The sequence below is a fragment of the Natronococcus pandeyae genome (genome assembly GCF_008122205.1).
Classification (GTDB): Archaea; Halobacteriota; Halobacteria; order Halobacteriales; family Natrialbaceae; genus Natronococcus; species Natronococcus pandeyae.
In genome coordinates, this window is sequence record NZ_PHNJ01000013.1 from 95,998 (window position 1) to 113,598 (window position 17,601).

Annotated in this window: 19 protein-coding genes; 8 read left to right on the forward strand and 11 right to left on the reverse strand. The window is 61.4% G+C overall.

Annotated elements, in window-relative coordinates:
* Nucleotides 1–600, forward strand: coding sequence for a nucleotidyltransferase family protein (locus tag CV102_RS19630; RefSeq protein WP_148859728.1), 600 nt, complete (start codon nucleotides 1–3; stop codon nucleotides 598–600).
* On the opposite strand, the gene CV102_RS19635 is transcribed toward CV102_RS19630, so the two are convergent.
* On the reverse strand, nucleotides 579–1,733 hold the full coding sequence (locus tag CV102_RS19635; RefSeq protein WP_148859729.1) for an XdhC family protein: 1,155 nt from the start codon (nucleotides 1,731–1,733) through the stop codon (nucleotides 579–581). The genes CV102_RS19630 and CV102_RS19635 overlap by 22 nt on opposite strands.
* 264 nt (nucleotides 1,734–1,997) lie before the next feature.
* On the opposite strand from CV102_RS19635, the gene CV102_RS19640 reads away from it, so the two are divergent.
* Nucleotides 1,998–2,756 (forward strand): IclR family transcriptional regulator, encoded by a 759-nt coding sequence (locus tag CV102_RS19640; RefSeq protein ID WP_148859730.1) that lies wholly within the window; start codon nucleotides 1,998–2,000, stop codon nucleotides 2,754–2,756.
* Between the two features lie 1,075 nt (nucleotides 2,757–3,831).
* Here CV102_RS19640 and CV102_RS19645 read toward each other — a convergent pair.
* The 4 genes from CV102_RS19645 to CV102_RS19660 form a co-directional block, all read right to left on the reverse strand.
* A complete protein-coding gene (locus CV102_RS19645; RefSeq protein WP_148859731.1) occupies nucleotides 3,832–4,086 on the reverse strand; it encodes a PRC-barrel domain-containing protein in 255 nt (84 codons plus the stop codon).
* A 380-nt stretch (nucleotides 4,087–4,466) separates the two neighbouring features.
* Nucleotides 4,467–5,807 (reverse strand): Nramp family divalent metal transporter, encoded by a 1,341-nt coding sequence (locus CV102_RS19650; RefSeq protein WP_148859732.1) that lies wholly within the window; start codon nucleotides 5,805–5,807, stop codon nucleotides 4,467–4,469.
* Nucleotides 5,808–6,011: 204 nt separating this feature from the next.
* A complete protein-coding gene (locus CV102_RS19655) occupies nucleotides 6,012–7,181 on the reverse strand; it encodes a tyrosine-type recombinase/integrase (RefSeq protein WP_148859733.1) in 1,170 nt (389 codons plus the stop codon).
* A gap of 237 nt (nucleotides 7,182–7,418) precedes the next feature.
* Nucleotides 7,419–7,646 (reverse strand): hypothetical protein, encoded by a 228-nt coding sequence (locus tag CV102_RS19660; protein ID WP_148859734.1) that lies wholly within the window; start codon nucleotides 7,644–7,646, stop codon nucleotides 7,419–7,421.
* 363 nt (nucleotides 7,647–8,009) lie between these two features.
* Between CV102_RS19660 and CV102_RS19665 the strand changes: the two genes are divergently transcribed.
* Complete coding sequence (locus CV102_RS19665; protein WP_148859735.1) at nucleotides 8,010–8,558, forward strand: hypothetical protein; 549 nt, start codon at nucleotides 8,010–8,012, stop codon at nucleotides 8,556–8,558.
* A 218-nt stretch (nucleotides 8,559–8,776) separates the two neighbouring features.
* A complete protein-coding gene (locus CV102_RS19670) occupies nucleotides 8,777–9,043 on the forward strand; it encodes a hypothetical protein (protein WP_148859736.1) in 267 nt (88 codons plus the stop codon).
* A gap of 168 nt (nucleotides 9,044–9,211) precedes the next feature.
* Here the strand turns inward: CV102_RS19670 and CV102_RS19675 are convergent, their stop codons facing one another.
* Both CV102_RS19675 and CV102_RS19680 read right to left on the reverse strand, forming a co-directional pair.
* The gene (locus CV102_RS19675; RefSeq protein ID WP_148859737.1) at nucleotides 9,212–10,483 is read right to left on the reverse strand and encodes an MFS transporter; all 1,272 of its coding nucleotides are present in this window, start codon (nucleotides 10,481–10,483) and stop codon (nucleotides 9,212–9,214) included.
* Nucleotides 10,484–10,486: 3 nt separating this feature from the next.
* The gene (locus tag CV102_RS19680) at nucleotides 10,487–11,599 is read right to left on the reverse strand and encodes an MBL fold metallo-hydrolase (protein WP_148859738.1); all 1,113 of its coding nucleotides are present in this window, start codon (nucleotides 11,597–11,599) and stop codon (nucleotides 10,487–10,489) included.
* 87 nt (nucleotides 11,600–11,686) lie between these two features.
* On the opposite strand from CV102_RS19680, the gene CV102_RS19685 reads away from it, so the two are divergent.
* Nucleotides 11,687–12,421, forward strand: a complete 735-nt coding sequence (locus tag CV102_RS19685) for a helix-turn-helix domain-containing protein (RefSeq protein ID WP_148859739.1) — start codon at nucleotides 11,687–11,689, stop codon at nucleotides 12,419–12,421.
* A gap of 27 nt (nucleotides 12,422–12,448) precedes the next feature.
* Here the strand turns inward: CV102_RS19685 and CV102_RS19690 are convergent, their stop codons facing one another.
* From CV102_RS19690 to CV102_RS19705, 4 genes are all read right to left on the reverse strand, one after another.
* A complete protein-coding gene (locus CV102_RS19690; protein WP_148859740.1) occupies nucleotides 12,449–13,798 on the reverse strand; it encodes an FAD-dependent oxidoreductase in 1,350 nt (449 codons plus the stop codon).
* A gap of 104 nt (nucleotides 13,799–13,902) precedes the next feature.
* On the reverse strand, nucleotides 13,903–14,163 hold the full coding sequence (locus CV102_RS19695; RefSeq protein ID WP_148859741.1) for a HalOD1 output domain-containing protein: 261 nt from the start codon (nucleotides 14,161–14,163) through the stop codon (nucleotides 13,903–13,905).
* A 2-nt stretch (nucleotides 14,164–14,165) separates the two neighbouring features.
* Entirely contained in the window at nucleotides 14,166–14,756 is a 591-nt protein-coding gene (locus CV102_RS19700; RefSeq protein WP_148859742.1) for a DsrE/DsrF/DrsH-like family protein, read from the reverse strand.
* Nucleotide 14,757: 1 nt separating this feature from the next.
* Nucleotides 14,758–15,003: a sulfurtransferase TusA family protein gene (locus tag CV102_RS19705; RefSeq protein WP_148859743.1), complete on the reverse strand. Its 246-nt coding sequence runs from the start codon at nucleotides 15,001–15,003 to the stop codon at nucleotides 14,758–14,760.
* Nucleotides 15,004–15,246: 243 nt separating this feature from the next.
* Here CV102_RS19705 and CV102_RS19710 point away from each other — a divergent pair, with 243 nt between their 5' ends.
* The 3 genes from CV102_RS19710 to CV102_RS19720 are packed head-to-tail and all read left to right on the forward strand — an operon-like array spanning nucleotide 15,247 to nucleotide 17,482.
* Entirely contained in the window at nucleotides 15,247–16,440 is a 1,194-nt protein-coding gene (locus tag CV102_RS19710) for an MBL fold metallo-hydrolase (protein ID WP_148859744.1), read from the forward strand.
* Between the two features lie 20 nt (nucleotides 16,441–16,460).
* Nucleotides 16,461–17,018, forward strand: coding sequence for a YeeE/YedE family protein (locus CV102_RS19715; RefSeq protein WP_148859745.1), 558 nt, complete (start codon nucleotides 16,461–16,463; stop codon nucleotides 17,016–17,018).
* A 2-nt stretch (nucleotides 17,019–17,020) separates the two neighbouring features.
* Nucleotides 17,021–17,482 (forward strand): YeeE/YedE family protein, encoded by a 462-nt coding sequence (locus CV102_RS19720; RefSeq protein ID WP_187433043.1) that lies wholly within the window; start codon nucleotides 17,021–17,023, stop codon nucleotides 17,480–17,482.
* The last annotated feature ends 119 nt before the right edge of the window (nucleotides 17,483–17,601 follow it).

The following is a 17,601-nucleotide window of genomic DNA, read 5'->3' on the forward strand; positions in this document are numbered from 1 at the left end:
ATGGGTGAACTGATCGGCATCGTGCTCGCGGGCGGTCGAGGAACCCGGTTCGAGGACGGGAACAAACTGCTCGCGACCGTCGACGGGGACCCCATCGTTAGCCACGCCGCCCGCTCGCTGGACGTCGATTCCGTGGATCACACGATCGCGGTCCTCGGCCACGACGCCGACGCCGTCGAGAAAGTCGTCGCCGCGCACGTCGACGAGACGACGTACAATCCCGAGTACGCACGGGGACAGAGCCAGTCTGTTCGGCTGGGTGCACGCGCCGCGAGCGAACGCGACGCCGACGCCGCCATCTTCCTTCCGGGCGACATGCCCTGCGTCGACGAAACGACGGTCGAGCGCCTCGTCGAAGCCTACCGAGACGGTCGTCACGACGTCGTCGTGCCGACGTCCGACGGCCAGCGCGGCAATCCCGTCCTCTTCGACGCGGCGCAGTTCGACACCCTACAGGAACTGTCGGGTGACACCGGCGGCCGAGCGGTATTCGAGACCGCGGACGTCCACCGCATCGCTGTCGACGATCCGGGCGTCCATCTCGACGTGGATACCGTCGCGGACAGAGAACGGCTCCGTCAGTCGGACTGTGTCGGCTGACGAGCGTGGATCGGTCCCTTTCGATCGCGGAGTCGACCCCCTTCTCGCCCGTTGCTCACCGCGAGCGCTTCCGAAACGATACTCAGCGCGATTTCGATCGGTTCGCCGCCGCCGAGGTCGAGCCCGACGGGCGACGCGATCCGCTTGCGGTCGGCCGCCGACAGCGAGATTCCCTCGTCCGCGAGATCGTCGCGCAGCCGCTCGAAGCGCTCGCGAGGACCCATGAGCCCGATGAACGGGACGTCGCTCTCGAGCAGCGACTCGAGTGCGAGTCCGTCGTCCAGGAAGTTGTGAGACATGACGACGACGTACGTCCGCTCGTCGACCAGTTCGCCGAGTTCGGTGGGGTGTGTCGAGACGACGCGATCGGCGCGCGGAAACGCCGACTCCTCGGCCTGACCCCCGCGAGCGGTCGCAACCGTAACCTCGAAGCCGACGTCTCGAGCGAGCCGCGTCACCGGCCGGACGTCGGGCTGTCCGCCGAAGATCAGCAGGCGGTCGGCCGGTTCGATGCCGTCGACGAACAGCGTGAGTTCCTCCTCCCCGATCGAAACCGTTCGCTGCGTCCACCGGCCGTCGGCCGCTCGCTCGCGCGCATCGTCGCGGACCTGCTCGAGAATCTGGTCGGGAATCGCAGGCCGGCTGTCGGACTCCGTCGCCGTCCCATCCCCGTCCACGACCGCGCGCGAGCCGGGCGGGATCGACTCGGTCCCGTCGACGACAGTGACGAGCGCGACCGGGTCGCCTTCGGCGTACGCGTCGACCGGGTCACGCCACGCGTCGTCCGCGGGTTCGACAAGCACGTCGACGATTCCTTCGCAGCCGAGGCCGAGTCCCCACCCATCCTCGTCGTCGGTGAGATCGAACGTGACCACGCTGGGTGACTGGTCTGCGATGACGTCGCGAGCGATCGTTTGCAGCGGCCCCTCGAGACAGCCAGCCGTGATTCCGCCGAACGTCGATCCGTCGTCACCGAGCAGCATCTTCGCCCCTGGACGACGGTACGCCGATCCGTCGACGTCGACGACCGTGGCAACTGCGTGATCCGCCTCACCAGCGATCGTCTCCTCGAGGCGTTCGAAGATCTCGAGGCTGGTAACAGCCCACGGATCCGCGATTTCAGTGTCGGTCATACGTGAACAATTAGCACCAACGAGTATATTCGTTGTCCCCGCGAGACGTTCAACGATACGGGACGCAGGAAACGGCTATCGTTGCACATTTGTTCACAATACCTGGAAAGAGAGGCAGAGTAGCAGATAAAAACAGCCGGTTCCGCAGGAATTTCGAGGTCTGTTGCCATAGTACATACCAGCACCAGCCCTCGACCCTCCTCGAGAATCGTTCCACGGTGCTGAACACTTATATCGTTTCAGTCTGTACGTCAATCCGTGCCAATGACGGGTGAAAACGGGATCCAGGCGGTCGATCGTGCGTTCGATATCGTGGAATCGTTAACCGAACTGAACGGAGCGGGCGTCTCCGAACTCGCCAGACACGTCGGATTGCCCAAAAGCACCGTTCACAACCACCTAAATACCCTCGAGCGTGCGGAGTACGTGGTCCACGAGGACGGCGAGTATCGGACCGGATTGAAGTTTCTGCAGATCAGCGAGAGCGCACGGAATCAACACGACCTGTATCAGGTCGCCCGGCCTGAGGTCGACCAGGTCGTGGAAAAGACCGGGGAAATTTCGGCCCTCATGGCGGAAGAACACGGCCGGGGCGTCTTCATCTACCGGAACCGCGGCTCCGAGGCTGCTCGTATCGATACCTGCGTCGGCGATCGGGTTCCGATCCACTGCACAGCGCTCGGGAAGGTGATCCTGGCGTTTCTACCGGAACAGCGGCGCCAGGAGATCATCGACCACCACGGGCTTCCCGCGGTGAATCACAACACGATCACGGATCGGGACGTGCTCGCCCAGGAACTCGAGACGATCCGTGACGAGAAGATCGCGTACGACGACGAAGAGCGACTGAACGGATTACGCAGCGTCGCTGCGCCGATTCTCGACGGTTCTGGCTCGGTGATCGGCTCTATCAGTATCGCCGGGCCGACACACCGAATGCAAGGTGATCGGTTCCAGACGGAGCTTCCCGAGATCGTCCTCGGGACGGCGAACGTCATCGAACTCAACCACCAGCATTCCTAGGTGTTCTACATCGTGGAACGGAACTCAACTGTGGGTCGGCGTTCATCGACGAGAGCGCAAACCGACGGCACGCATCTCGCTAATGACAGCGACCGGCGCTCAGCACATCCCGCCGTCCAATTACAGTTGTACCCTCGTAAATAAGCGCGTGAATCGATTACGTCGGTGCTTCCACGACTCAGTTCGAAGCGCGAGCGATTGTGAATCGTCACGGCAGGCGAATCGCTACCGCAGTCCGGCCGAAAAGCCACTCAGTACTCATGCCAACCGCCTATCGATAGACGCTTTCGAGATGTTACTTCAGTACTAGTGATACTATTTTGGGCTATCATTTCGGTGGTGCTACTTCAGAGAGGGAGCTTGGAGGACAGATCGTGTTCGACAGAGGAAAACGTATTAGTATATTTTCGATCGAATTAGAATGAGTTCGCCACTTTTGGTTTCGATAGCGAGTTGTTCGTCCACATACTGATTGTCAGCGAAATGACTGGTAATTCCTTATAGCGATTACTAATCTCTTCTCCGGTGTATAAGATTCGATACTTCGATTGTTTTGTCTACGCAAATATAGATGACCGTCTATTCCATCGGTCGTCTCCGGTACTCGCATGATCCATCCCTCTGTGCTACCGGAAGGAACTAGTGAACATAGTTCACCTATTCTACCTATCCTATCTATCTCAACTGTTCGAAGATAGTTACCTATTTTATCTATTCGTCCTTAGGTAACTATATCATCTCGTCCCTCTGAGGTGAGATGTGGTCGTTTAGTCGCTGTAGCGGCACCTCAAAACAATAGGTGGCTATTGAACTGCAGGTAGCTATTGAGTCTTAGGGAAGCAGCCACGGCTCAGAAGCGATCCCGCAGAGCCAGAGTGGGAGTCCACTCTCAGGGCAGAGAAGATATCAAGTGGGTAGCAAAGCGGTCGGATGCCTCGAAACGCGATTCACGAGACCGTCACGTCTCTCAGGTTCGTGAGGGGCAACCAGTCGTCCGGTAGCAAAGGCGAATTTCGATGGGTATGTGCGACTCCGATTCGGTCGCCAGGCGATTCGTCTCGAGAACGAGTCGTTTTCAGACGGCTTCCGGATGAACGACGATCTGATCGCTTACCGTTTTGACCTGGCTAACGGGAACGAGCAGTCGACCGTTCGCATCGGTTCCGGTACTGATCGGTGTGGACTGGTCCTGTTCTCGTGGTTCGACGACCAAATTCTGCAGCGTGCCAGAGTCGGCGTTCGCAGAGACGGTGTGGAGCGTGCCGAAAACCGTTCCATCAGTTCCAACGATCGATTTTCCAGTGAGACTTCGTGCCAGTACAGTACTCATACATCCCAATTATCAGTTCTGATTATTAAACACACGGGGTCGCTTCGCGGTACTCGAGGCACCAGTCGTGAATTTTCGTCACAGTCCTGTCGTCCGGTCGAACACCCCCAGCGAGTTCGGCGCTCGCCCAGCGGACCGTCCCGATCACATCCCAAGTAATTATTGGGGTGTTGTCTGGATGCCACCACGCCCTCGTGCGACTGCTTCCACTTCCGGAAGCGAATGCAGTTCGTCGGCCGGGTAGAAGATTGTACTGCCGCTATCCACCGCTTACACGCGTCTCTCTAACTGACGAGGGGAAGACGAGAACTACGCTCGCAACGGTCGGGAACGTACGCAGTACGTAGAAAACGCGCCGTGAGACACTCGGATCGAGTGGCTCAGGTTCCGAGGACACCGAGCTCTTCGGCCGCGCCCATCAGCGCGAAGACGACGACCAGTCCGATCGTGACTACGTAGTAGATCTTCCACCGCGTCGACGGCCGGAACGCCTCCGGCAGCCGCCGTTCGACGATGTACCAGTTAGCGGGATAGAAGAACACCTCGAAGATGACGAGCAGCACCGAGATCCACAGGATGAGCGTGACCGGTAACTCACCGATGACCACGATCGGGATCAGACTGCCGACGCCCATCGCGACGACGACGAATCGGCGGATTCGCTCGCTATCGAGATCGTCGTTCTCGAGGGCGAGCGGTAAAATATCGGCAGTCGCACGCGAGCCGCCGTCGAGGAGGGTGATCACGGTAGAGTACAGCGCGGCGAACGCACAGACCAGCATGGCCCAGAACGACCACGGACCGAAGGAGTCGCTCAAGATATCTCCCAGGACGAACGCGAGATTCTCGTCCGTTGGCGGGTTCGGATAGAGCACGTTCGCCGCGAGGAGTACCATACTGAGCATGATGACCAGGCTGAACGCGTAACCGATGTTGAAGTCCCGCCGGCCGGTCTTGATCCAGGCGGCGATGTAGTCGTGGTACCGCTCATCGTTTGGGTCGACCCCTTCTTCACGAAGCGCCTGCGCCCCCTCTTTTTTTGCCATCGACCAGCTGCCGATCAGGATACTCGTGCTGTGGCCCGTCGGAGCGAATCCGGCCGCGGCCGCGAACAGTCCGACGAACAGTGCGAGCGACGTCCCTTCGGGTAGGCCCGTCGCCGTCTCGGCGATTACACCGGTCGACGGGGGACCGAACAGCACACCGAGGACGATGAGTGCGCCGAGAATGGCGGTGAACACCTTGAGGATGTTTTCGAGCAAGCCGTACCGAGAGAATAGCACGATCCCGACGGCGATGGCGAGCAAGATGCCGTACGCCGAGAGTGGGTCGAGCGGCGTCAGCGCTGCAGCGAGTGCAGCGGTGCCGAAGCCGACCGCAGCCGTGATACCGGTGTAGAGAACCGTGAAGATGAACACGGAGACCCACATCGCCCAGTTCTTCGGTCCGGGAAGATCGCCGTAAGCCTCGACGGGGTTGCCACCGACTCCGTAGGTGTACCGGATGCCGAGTTCCCAGCCGCCGTACTTTGCGACGTAGATCAACAAGAAGATCCACACCGCAAAGATACCGAAGAAGCCACCGAGCGTCGGCGCGAGGATGATGTGGCTGCCACCGATACTGATCAGCGCCCACAGCATCGATGGGCCGAAGTGGTCTCTGAAGAAGCCGGTCCACGATTCGGCCGGGTACTCGAGTTCTTCGTGTGTCACCTCCGCCATGGTCTACGCCTCCTTCGTCCCCGTTCCGTGCCACCGATTCGTCCGCCACTCTCCAGTGTGCTGTGCGTGTGTGACATGCCAACGAACCCACCGAGGAACGACCACTATGTAAAGCTATGCGACAGTTCGACCGTGAGTTATCGTTTCTGCTTCACCCCTTCGCCGAGACAGCCGGCCGCGAACGCGTTTGCCGCCACGTTCGGTTCACTCGTCCTCACCGTGTCCGAGAATATCGTCGACCGCTTTCGCGGTCTCGCCGGCCTGAATGTCCTGGTACGATTCGTCGGTGACGTCCATCGACGTATGCCGGAGCGATTTCTGTGCGACCTCTGCGTGGCCCTTTTTGTACAACTCGTGTCCGAGCCCGCGGCGGGCCCCGTGGGGTTTCAGATACTCGCCGTTTTCGGGATCGTACTCGAGGTCGTCGTAGGCAGTATCGAGCTTCGCCGAGAGCCGTTTCAGGACCGATCGTGCACCGTTCGTCGACAGTGCTGGTGGCGGGACCTCGTGTTCGCGGAGGAGTTCGTCGATCGACGACCGCCGAAGCATCGTCTCGACTCGAGTCTCGGAGAACTCCGCCTCGAGTGCCCGCCGCTTCGAGGGGTAATGGTTCGTCGGGAAGACTGGCCACTCGTCGGTCGGTGGCTCGAGGACGCGTTTGTATCGTTCGAGAGCCGACGCTGCCCGCGGCGGGAGTTGTGCCTCCTGGTATGGGTCCTTGTCCTCGCGTCTGACCTTCCCCAGGACGATGAGGACGTTGCCGTCGATATCGACGTCTGACCACGTGATTCCGTCGCGACGGTCGTCGCGCGGGACCGAGAAGACCTCCGCACCACGGACGCCCGTGAGACCGAGTACGGACACGATTGCGCGGTCGCGGTATCGATCGAGTTGTAACTCGGGCGGAAGCGGTGGCGTCGTCAGATTGCGATCGATCCGTTTCCCGCAAAATCGGAGCGCTCGCTCGCGTTCTTTCGCCGTCCAGAACTGTCGGTCCGGTCGCGTCGTGATCCGTGGGAGGAACTCGTCGACGTCGTTCGTATCGGCCGGGTTCGTCTCGAGGTACCCGTCGCGAACGCAAAAGGAGAGGAACGCCCGAACGTATGCGTAGTACGTGTGTGCGGTTGCTGCCGAGAGGTTGCGGTCGTCGGCTCTGGCCTGGTCGTCGAGATACTCGCCGTAGCGTCGACAGCAGTCGCGATCGATCTGGTCGAACGACTCGAGGTCGAACTGGGCGATCCATTCCGAGAGGACGTGATCGATCGTCGTTTTCGATCGGCCCGAAAGCGTCTTTTTGTACCGGTGTAGTGCCGTTTTGACGGTGTTTTCCCCACCTCTCGAGCGGTCAGGAACCCGTCGTTCGCTGGAATCCATCGGTTCGGATGTCCGTACAGTACCGACCCTAGTAAAGTTACTGTGTCAAACTCGTCTTTGACACAGTGGATTTCTCAAATCGAGAACGGGCGTTTCGAACCGTCTCGTGCGAACGAGCGGAGAATACAGGCATTGATAAATTATATATGGCTATACGAAATCAGTCTGCTACTCCATCTGTACGTACCGGCCGTTTCGTGAGTACTTCTGAAGAAAGAATTTGTCTTCTACAGACCGTTAGATACCTGGTGGAGCGAGGTTCTTCGTTCTGAAATCGGATTTACACACATACTGTCCGGCGAGCACGGCAAGCTCGCGTGTTCGTTCGATATCCGCGAGGTTGTGCAACAAGAGCCGCTCCCACTCACCGGCTTCGTGCGCGGCAACCGCGCTCGCGCTTTCGTCGAACGAATCGCAGTGCTCGCCGCCGCCGAGGTCATCGTCCACTCCCTCGAGATCGGACATCTCGCCTGTTTCGAACCGGTGACAACCGTCATCACGTCCGCATAGGCAGTATCGGGGAACGGCCATGCAACGCCCCGTCGCACACAGGCTCGCCTGAGGAACGGTAAATCGAAGCCGCCGTTCCACGTTTCGCCATGATACGCACAGAGGTAGGTCCAGTCGCCATCCAGACGCTCGCGGGCGAACTCTCCGAACGCGGTGAGTAAGCTGCGCTCGAGATCTAGTTGTATATGTACCAGTGGAAGGAGGGCGCGGAATGGCCGATTTGATACGGTGAGAGTGCACACTGAACGGATGGAGAGGCACTCAATCTGCGTTTGAGCTTGGAAAATCTATTTACGTAATTATTGATAATCTACAGACATGAATCGGCGTCAGGTCCTCGCCAGTGCTAGTCTTGGCCTCTCCCCGGCAACTGCTGGTTGCACTGTACTTGCCCAAACCGAGTTGACTCTCTCACTCATCTCCAGAAACGACGATCTAGACGTTCTTTCGTTCGATATAGCGGTGGTCGAGGACACGGTATCTGACGATGAGTTTCCAACACTCGAGATATCTGTTGAGAACGTCGGCGAGGAAACGGCTACATGGGAGCAAGCAGGGAACGATTTCGCTTTCCCCGGACGATCTGTGACTGGAACTGGTGGCGGACTTGTGATCGGGTTGGAAGACGAAATCGAGACGCGACTACTGGAGGGAGGCGGATGTGCCCGCGTGGAACGGGGCATCGATCGAGACGATGTTCTGGTAACAACGAATCTCGAACCCGGTGAATCCATCGAGCAACGGTATGGTATTGCGGGGTCCGATTACGAACTGGACGAGAGATGTCCAGAACCCGGCAGTTATCGTGCAACCTCTAAATATGGCGATCATGGCTCATGGGCGTTCAGGTTTGAACTTGAAGAATAAGATCTCCATTTGTTAACACGATCCCCATTCTCTCCTCTTATTGACCGTCTATTGTGATAAAAGCTATCCACCAATCGTGGTATGTATTTCAGCTGTACAGAGCGTCCGTCGCTCTTGAACGCAGCTGCACCGGGGACGAACGCGCGTTACGTACAGTCTGCGCACTGATCGGTCCTCTACGAGGAACAGTTATTGTCAGAGAGCCATAATATATGGGTATGGATTCGATGGGACGGATCACTCGAAGTCCGGTGGTGGATATGACGGTGATGTTTGTCGTCCTCGTGACCCTGTACTGGATTTCGCTGAACACTCAGATGAGGCTATTCCAGATTCCGGGCTATCTCATCGCCGTATTCATCAGCCTACTCGATAGTCTCCTCTTGGGCTTGCTTGGGGAGTTTGATCTCCGAGTCGTTGAAATAGGTACCCTAATTTTTCTTTCAATTGGTTTTGGTGTTCTGTCGTATCGGATACGAACCTGATGGTGCGTTAATTCTCTATACTGATAACCCAAGCTGACTGTCGCTCCGAAGAGATGTAGAACGATAAAGAACTCGTGAAACGAGCGGGAACTAGTGAACTCGTCAGTCTGTGTTCTCTCCACTCCAAGAAGTGGGTATGGCGACCGGAGGACTCTCGAGGGGTACTGGTTACTCGATCGATGCTGCTGATTCGTGGCTACCGAGTTCCGGATGGGTTTCGTTCATCTGGAAGAGTACGTACGTTCCCGAGAGGAACATCGCGAGAGCCGTCCCGTAGAACGCCGCTTCGATAGTCAACAGGTCGACGGTGAGGCCGATGAGTACGGCGCCGGCCGCGTACCCCAGATCGCGCCACATCCGGTAGACACCCAGTCCAGTCGATCGCCACAGCGGATGGGCCGCGTCGCTGGCAACCGAGATCAGGTTTGGGTAGTGGAGGGCCATTCCGACGCCCGAAACGGCCGACAGCAGGATCCACGCATAATAGCCCTCGACGAAGACCATTCCCAGGATGCCGGCCCCCGCGAGGAAGAAGCCGGCGACGATCGGTGGCTTTCGACCGATCCGATCGCCGAGCCGACCCGTGTACACCTGCAGGAAGTACGCCGCGCTGTGGACGCCGACCACCACGCCGACCTGCGCGACGTCGAGTCCCTGCGAGACGAGAAACAGCGGGAAGGCGATCCAGACGAGCGTGTCGACGAAGTTCTCGACGTGACCCGCCTGCGCGGCGGCGAACAGCGTACGATCCTGGTAGGTGGCGCGCTTGACGATCTCGACGAACGGCAGCTCCGCCTCACGTGACTCGCCGCCGTCGGGTTCGGCCGCCGCCGCTTCGGCCTTCGCGTACGGCAGCGTCTCCTCGATCAGCACGACCGCGAGGAGCGCGGCGACGACGATCACGAGCAGGAGGAAGTAGAACGGCTCCGGACGCAGCCCGTACTGGGCGGCGATCACGCCGGTGAGCCACGCGCCGACGGCGACGCCCGTGTAACCGAACGCCTCGTCGATGCCGGCGGCCAGCCCGCGCTCGTCGGGGCCGGCCAGTTCTATCTTCGAGATCATGCTCATGCTCCAAGCGACGCCCTGGTTGACGCCGAGCAACACGTTCCCGACGGCGATCCACCACCAGCTAGGTGCCAGGATGAGGATGAACGGGATCGGAACGGCTGCGAGCCAGCCGAGGATCAGGATCGGTTTCCGACCGTGCGCGTCGGCCCACTTCCCCGAGTAGAGGTTGAGGACGGCCTTGACGATCCCGAAGCTCACGACGAACGAGCCGATGACCAGCAGCGACTCGACGCCGAAGGTCTCCTCGCCCATGATAGGCACGACGTTGCGCTGGGACCCCATCGTGAGTCCGACTGCAAAGACCGTCAGCACCTGCAGGAGAAACTGTTGCCAGTTCTCCCGGATTCCCTGAGTGTACTCGCCGCTCATGGATTACTCGGCCGCACAGCGGTTCGGGCCGAGTTCGAGGTCGGCCGCCTCGTCTTCGGACAGCGATTCCGAACCGACGTTCGTGCGTTTGATTCGCTCGAAGTTCGGCGGCTGTTCGGGCACGTCGTCGGACAGCGCCTCGACGAGCGTCTCGCGGTCCTGCCCGAAGGCCTCGTTACGCTCCTCGAGTTCGCTCAGTCGCGCGGCGACCGGCGGCTCCGGCGAGCCGGGGTCGTGAGCCGGGAGCACGAGCGGGTCGCCGTCCACGTTTCGGAGGCGCTCGAGGCTCTCGTAGAGCGTCTCGGCGTTGTCCTCGACGTCGACGTCCTCGAGACCGGCGTCGACCCCGAGTTCGACGCGACCGACGCTCTCGTGAAAGAGGGTGTCGCCGGTCAACAGCGCCTCGTCCTCGATCGCGTAGGAAACGCCCCCCGGGCTGTGTCCGGGAGTATGGATCACGTCGACGTCTACCGAGCCGACGGTGATCGTGTCACCGTCCGCGACCGGCGTCGCGTCGACCCCGGATGCGTCCGCCGGATGCAGGTAGTAGGGGACGTCGTGGCGAGCAGCGAATTTTCGACCGCCGGAGACGTGATCGGCGTGGGCGTGGGTGTCGAAGACGCCGACGAGGTCGGCGTCGTGCTCCTCGAGGACGGCCTCGTACTCGTCGACGTACTGGGACGGCTCGAACACCGCGGCCGCGCCGTCTGAGACGAGAACGTGGGAGAGACAACCCGTCCCGGGGCGGGCGACCTGAATCAGGTTGCCATCGAGCGCGGCGTCGACCGGCGCGCGTCGGTGGACGCGACTCCAGCCGTTCATCCCGTCGGCGAGCGTCTTCGCGTCGTACCCCATCTCTCGGAGCAGTTCCGTCGCCGTCCTGGAGATGACGCCAGCAGTACAGACAGTGACGATTTCGTTGCCGTCCGGAAGCTCCGAGAGGGCGTCTTTCGCGGCGTTCGGATCGTCCTGCAACTCGTCGTACACGTCGACGTTTTCGCTTCCCGGAACGTGCCACTCTTCGTACTCCGCTTCGTGGCGAATATCGAGGACGAGGAGGTCGTCGTCGTCCTGCGCCCATTTCGCCGCGAATCGATCGGGAGAAAGTTCAGTCATCGTACTTTGTGTAGGGACGAGATATCAATATGAGCACTGCGGGCTATAACCGGCACCCCTATCTGGACGGCGGTCGAACACTACACTATGGGACTCTACCAGACCTCGTTCCGGCTCCGCCACGAGTGTCCGTACCGGGACCTGTCGGAGCGATATCCCGACCTCACGATCAGGGAGTGGTACCTGAGTGACTGCCAGGTGCTCGAGATTTCGTCCGTGAACGGTCCGACGGAGGAACTGCTCGCGGACGTCGAGGAACTCGGAACGGTACTGCACAAAAACGTCGACGAGTCCGGCATCCACGTCGTGATGCAGGCGTGTCAGTGCTCGCTCGAGGATTCGATCATTGAGCGGTTCGAGGAGCACAACTGCCTCTACCAGCCCCCGACCGTCCACCGGCAGGGGTGGGAACACTACACCGTCATCGCCTTCGACGAAACGAACGTTCGGTCGCTGTACGACGACCTCGAGGCCGACCGCGACATCGAGGTGCTCTCGAAAACGGGTCTCGAGGAGAGCCAGCTTCCCCACAGCATGCTGGCGCCGGTCGATCAGCTGTTCGACGGGCTCACCGACCGCCAGCTGGCCGCGCTCCGCGTCGCGCTCGATAACGGCTACTACCAGCAGCCCCGGGGCGCGTCGGTCAGCGAACTCGCCGAACGGACGTCCGTCGCGCGATCAACGTACGAAGAACACCTTCGAAAGGCCGAGAACAAGCTCGTCACGAACGCCGGGCAGTTCGTGCGTCTGGTGATGGGGACGGACGCCGGCGACGCACTCGGCGCGGAGCGATCGCCGGCGGCGGTCGCCGAAACCGACTGACGAGGGACGGCCCCGGAGACGGGCCCGTCAGTCCTCGAGTTTCCCGGCGAGCACTTTCGCCGCGGTGAGGATCGGATCCCAGACGGGGCTAAAGGGCGGCGCGTACGCGAGGTCGAGATTCTGTAGTTCCGAAACGGTGAGCCCAGCGTGCAGCGCAGTCGCGACCGTATCGATCCGTTTCGCACCCTTCCGTCCGACGACGCTGGCGCCGAGGACGCGCTCGCTCTCTCGGTCGGCGACCAGCGTCACGGTGAGGTCGGTCGCTCCGGGATAGTAGTGGGGCCGCGTCGGCGCCTCGATGGTAACCGAGACGGGATCGAACCCGGCCTCGAGCGCCTGTTCCGAGTCGATCACGCCCGTCCGGGCCGCGCCCAGTTCGAACGCCTTGACGATCGCCGTCCCGGCCGTGCCGCCGGTCGGCGTGGGATCGCCCGCGACCGTCGAGCCGATCGCTCGCCCGGCACGGTTGGCAGTCAGCGCGAGCGGGACGTGGTCGGGCTCGCCGGTGACGACGTTGGTCGCCTCCGCGCAGTCTCCGGCGGCGTAGACGTCCTCGGCGTTCGTCCGACCGTACTCGTCGGTCGCGATAGCACCCGTCGGGCCGAGTTCGATCCCCGCTTCCTCGGCGAGTTCGACGTTCGGTGCAACGCCCACGCCGACGACGACGAGATCCGCCGGAACCGTTTCCCCCTCGAGTTCGACCTCCTCGACGCGGTCATCGCCTGCGAACCCCTGCACCGCCGTCTCGAGGTGGAGTTCGACGCCCCGATCGCGAAGGTGGTCCTCGACGACCCGTGCGGTTTCCTCGCCGAAGGGCTGGAGAGTCTGTGGCAGCATTTCGAAAATAGACACCTCGAATCCGCGCTCGGTGAGCGCCTCCGCCATCTCGACGCCGACGTAGCCGCCGCCGACGATCGCGGCGGTCGTCGGCTCGCGATCGGCGACGAAGTCCTCGATCGCGTCGGCTTCGTCCATACTTCGGAGGGTGAACACGCCCTCGAGGTCGAACCCGTCGAACGGGGGTTCGACGGCTCGAGCGCCGGTTCCGATCAGGAGGTCCTCGTACGGCTGCTCGAACCGCTCGCCGTCGGTTTCGACAGTAACGGTCCTCTCCTCGGGGTCGATCGCGACGACCTCGTGACCGGTTCGGAGGTCGACGTCGCGCTCCTCGCGGAACTCCTCGGGCGTCACGGCCACGAGGTCCTCGAGGTCGTCTACCGTTCCCTTCACGTAGTAGGGCATCCCGCAGGCCGCGTACGAGACCCACTCTCCCAACTCGAAGACGATCACGTCCCGGTCCGGCTCCTCGCGTTTCGCCTTGCTCGCGGCACTCATTCCGGCAGCGTCACCGCCGACGATAACGAACGGATCGTTCATACCAGACACTACGCCGTCGACCCGATAAAGTATTTCCCAGGTTCCCCAATACTGGGAACTACCGATGTAGCGACGCGGACTATCGAGAAAAACTCGCAGTCGAATTACTCGAGTTCGACGCGACCGTCCGAGTAGACCGTCACGTCGTGGGTACGATACGTGAACGAGACTCGACCGTGACGGGTCATATCGTCGCCCGTCGTCGGTTCGAACAGCAGGTCCAGCGCAGACGCGTCGACAACGTCGTTGAGCGGCGGCTCGAGGTCGATCGGATCGACGCCGTCGGCCTCGCCGATCGTCTCGAGGACGCGCATACTCGTCGTACACTCGCTCCCGTCCTCAGAGGGCGTGTCGTCCCCGGGCATCGTTAGACCAGAAGCTGAACGTCGGATTCGGCCATGTGCTGGATCGCCGTAGCTGCGCCGACACCCGTCGTGACGCCGTCGTAGAAGTCGTCCTCGTCGTACTCCATCAGCTCGATCGTCATCTGACAGGCCTGCAGATCGACGCCGCTCTCGAGCGAGAGGTCGATCAGCTCTTCGATCGTCGCGGTGCCGTTCTCGTCGATCTTCTTCTGCATCATCTTCGTGGCCATCGCGTCCATACCGGGCAGCGCCGCGAGCGCGTTCGGCATCGGCATGTTCGGGTTGCCGACCGCACTCAGTTTGAGGTCCTGTGACTTCTCCTCGTGGAGGATGTCGAGTCCCCAGAACGTGTGGAAGACGACGACCTCCCAGCCGAACGCGGCCGCCGTGCTCGCGAGGATCAGCGGCGGATAGGCCATGTCGAAACTGCCCTGGGTGGCGACGATGGTCATCTTCTTCTGATCGTCGGCCTCGTCTATATCAGCGACCGATTCCTCGAGTTCCTCGACGCGCTCGCGCAGCGCCTGTAACTCCGCGGCATCGAACTCGACGTCACTGTCGTCAACCGACGTCGTGGGATTGTCCGTGCTCATCTTATTCCGTTTTCTTCACGTAGTGGATGTACAGATCGCCGTCCTCGACCTGGTCGAGAAGGTCGACCCCGTCGGTGCCCTCTGCCCAGCCCTGAACGTCGCTCATACTACCCGAATCGGTCGCGACGACTTCGAGGACGTCGTCGGCCTCGAGATCGTCGATCGCCTGCTTGGTCTTCACGATAGGCATCGGGCAGGACTGTCCTTTTACGTCGAGCGTCTCCGTAACGTTGTGTTCCGAACTCATGATTGATATCTGTGCTCTGTATTGGAGCTATCATACAATATCGGGTGCGAGCATAAAAGGATATCGATTATTGCACCAGTCTCGAACATCTATAGACAGAGTGTGCGCCCACGTACGCTATAGAAACTGTAGAAGTACAATATACGCGATTCCAGATACCTACCGCGCTACCTGTATTGTGCAATTAGGGAAATACCATGCAAACTCTTATATGGGAGCGACCGGTACTGAGCAGTGTACAACATGGACGACATGGACTTCCCGACGCCGGACGTTCAGATCGAATCGGTCGATCCAGACGACCTGAAGGAACGAATCGATGCGGGCGAGGACGTCACGCTTCTCGACACCCGCATGAAATCGGACTACGACGAGTGGCGGATCGACGGAGAAAACGTCGAGTCGATCAACGTTCCGTACTTCGAGTTCCTCGACGAGGAGATCGACGACGACGTTCTTGCACAGATTCCCGACGATCGCGAAATCACGGTCCTCTGTGCGAAAGGGGGCTCGAGCGAGTACGTCGCGGGTGCGCTGAAAGAGCGCGGCTACGAGGTCGACCACCTCGAGGAGGGAATGAACGGCTGGGCGCGCATCTACGAGGCCGTCGAGGTCGAGCGCTACGATGGCGCCGGCACGCTGGTGCAGTACCAGCGACCCTCGAGTGGCTGCCTCGGCTACTTCGTCTACGACGACGACGAAGCGGCCGTGATCGATCCGCTGCGGGCGTTCACCGATCGCTACCTCGACGATGCCGAAGAGCTCGGCGTCGATCTGACGTACGCGATCGACACGCACGTCCACGCCGACCACATCTCGGGTGTTCGCGCGCTCGACGCCGTCGGCGCCGAGGGCGTCATTCCCGAGGCGTCGGTCGACCGCGGCGTCACCTACGCCGACGAGATGACCCTCGCCGCCGACGGTGACGAGTTCCAGGTCGGCGACGTCACGATCGAGACCGTCTCCACGCCCGGGCACACCTCCGGGATGACCTCGTACCTGATCGATGGCGAGTTGCTGGCGACCGGCGACGGCCTCTTCGTCGAGAGCGTCGCCCGGCCCGACCTCGAGGAGGGCGACGACGGTGCGCCCGAAGCCGCCGCACAGCTCTACGAGTCGCTCCAGGAGCGCGTGCTGACGCTGCCCGACGACACCCTCATCGGTGGGGCTCACTTCAGCGACGCGGCCGAGCCCGCCGACGACGGCACCTACACGGCGCCGATCGGCCAGATCGAAGAGGAGATGGCCGCACTGACGATGGACGAAGACGAGTTCGTCGAGCTGATCCTCTCGGACATGCCCCCGCGACCGGCCAACTACGAGGAGATCATCCCGACCAACCTCGGACAGCAGACGGCCGACGACGACGAAGCGTTCGAACTCGAGCTCGGCCCGAACAACTGCGCCGCCAGCCAGGACTCGCTGGCCGGTGACTAACTCCACACACGACCAGCCGAATGGTAACTGAACTCATCGCTCCCGCGCTGTACGAGACCCTGTTCCCCGCCGGGATCAGTCGGTACGCCGTCGGGGGACTGCTCGTCGGCCTCGGCGCCGTCGTCATCTACCTCGGCACCGGCATTCCCGCCGGCGCGAGCACGTTCCTCGAGTCGACGCTATCGTACGTCTCCGACCAGTCGCGGTTCCAGCAGTACCGCGGCTCGCGCGACTGGCGCATCGTGTTCACGCTCGGCATCGTCGCCGGCGCGGCGGTGTACGCGCTGACCTTCCAGTCCGGGCTCGTCTCGAGCGGGCTCTACCAGCCCGGGACGACCGGGGAGCTGCGAGAGGTCGGCGGCCTGACGATCTGGCTGACCGACGTCCAGCCCTGGCGGCTGTTCCTCGGCGGCATCCTCGTCGGGATCGGCACCCGGATCGGGAAGGGCTGTACCTCCGGCCACGGCGTCTGTGGCGTCGGCTCGGCCTCGAAGACCTCGATCGTCGGCGTGATCACGTTCCTCGCCGTGGCGATCGGAACGGCCCAGATCGTGATGGCGCTAGGGGTGAGTCCATAACGATGAACGGAAATCGACATCCCCTGTTCATGCCGCTGATCTTCGTCGGCGGCCTGATCTTCGGGTTCGGCCTCGGCTTCAGCCACATGGCCCGGCCCGAGGTCGTCCTGAACTTCCTGCAGTTCCAGGACTTCGGACTGCTGTTCGTCATGGGCGGCGCGGCGGTCGTCTCGGGCGTCGCCTTCGCGCTGATGCCGCGACTGCGCGAGCGAGCGCCGCTGACGGGCGACACCTACGGTCGTCGACTGAAACCGTTCGACCGCAACGTCCTGATCGGCGGCGCGATCTTCGGCGTCGGCTGGGGGCTGTCGGGGATCTGCCCCGGCGCGGCCTACGCTAGCCTCGGAGTCGGTAACGTCACGATTCTGTGGGCGCTCGCGGGCATGTTCGTCGGCGCCTACATCCAGGGCGTCTGGCGCAGCCAGCGAGCTACGTCCGAAAGCACTCCAACAGGTGCTGACTAACCCACCTTCTTCAGCGTAGCGACCTCGAGTTCGGCCGCCCGAAGACGCTATCGTCACGATCGTTGCTCGCCGATAACTGCGGGCAGGAGGAATAGGTCGACGGCAGCCCGGAGACGGCA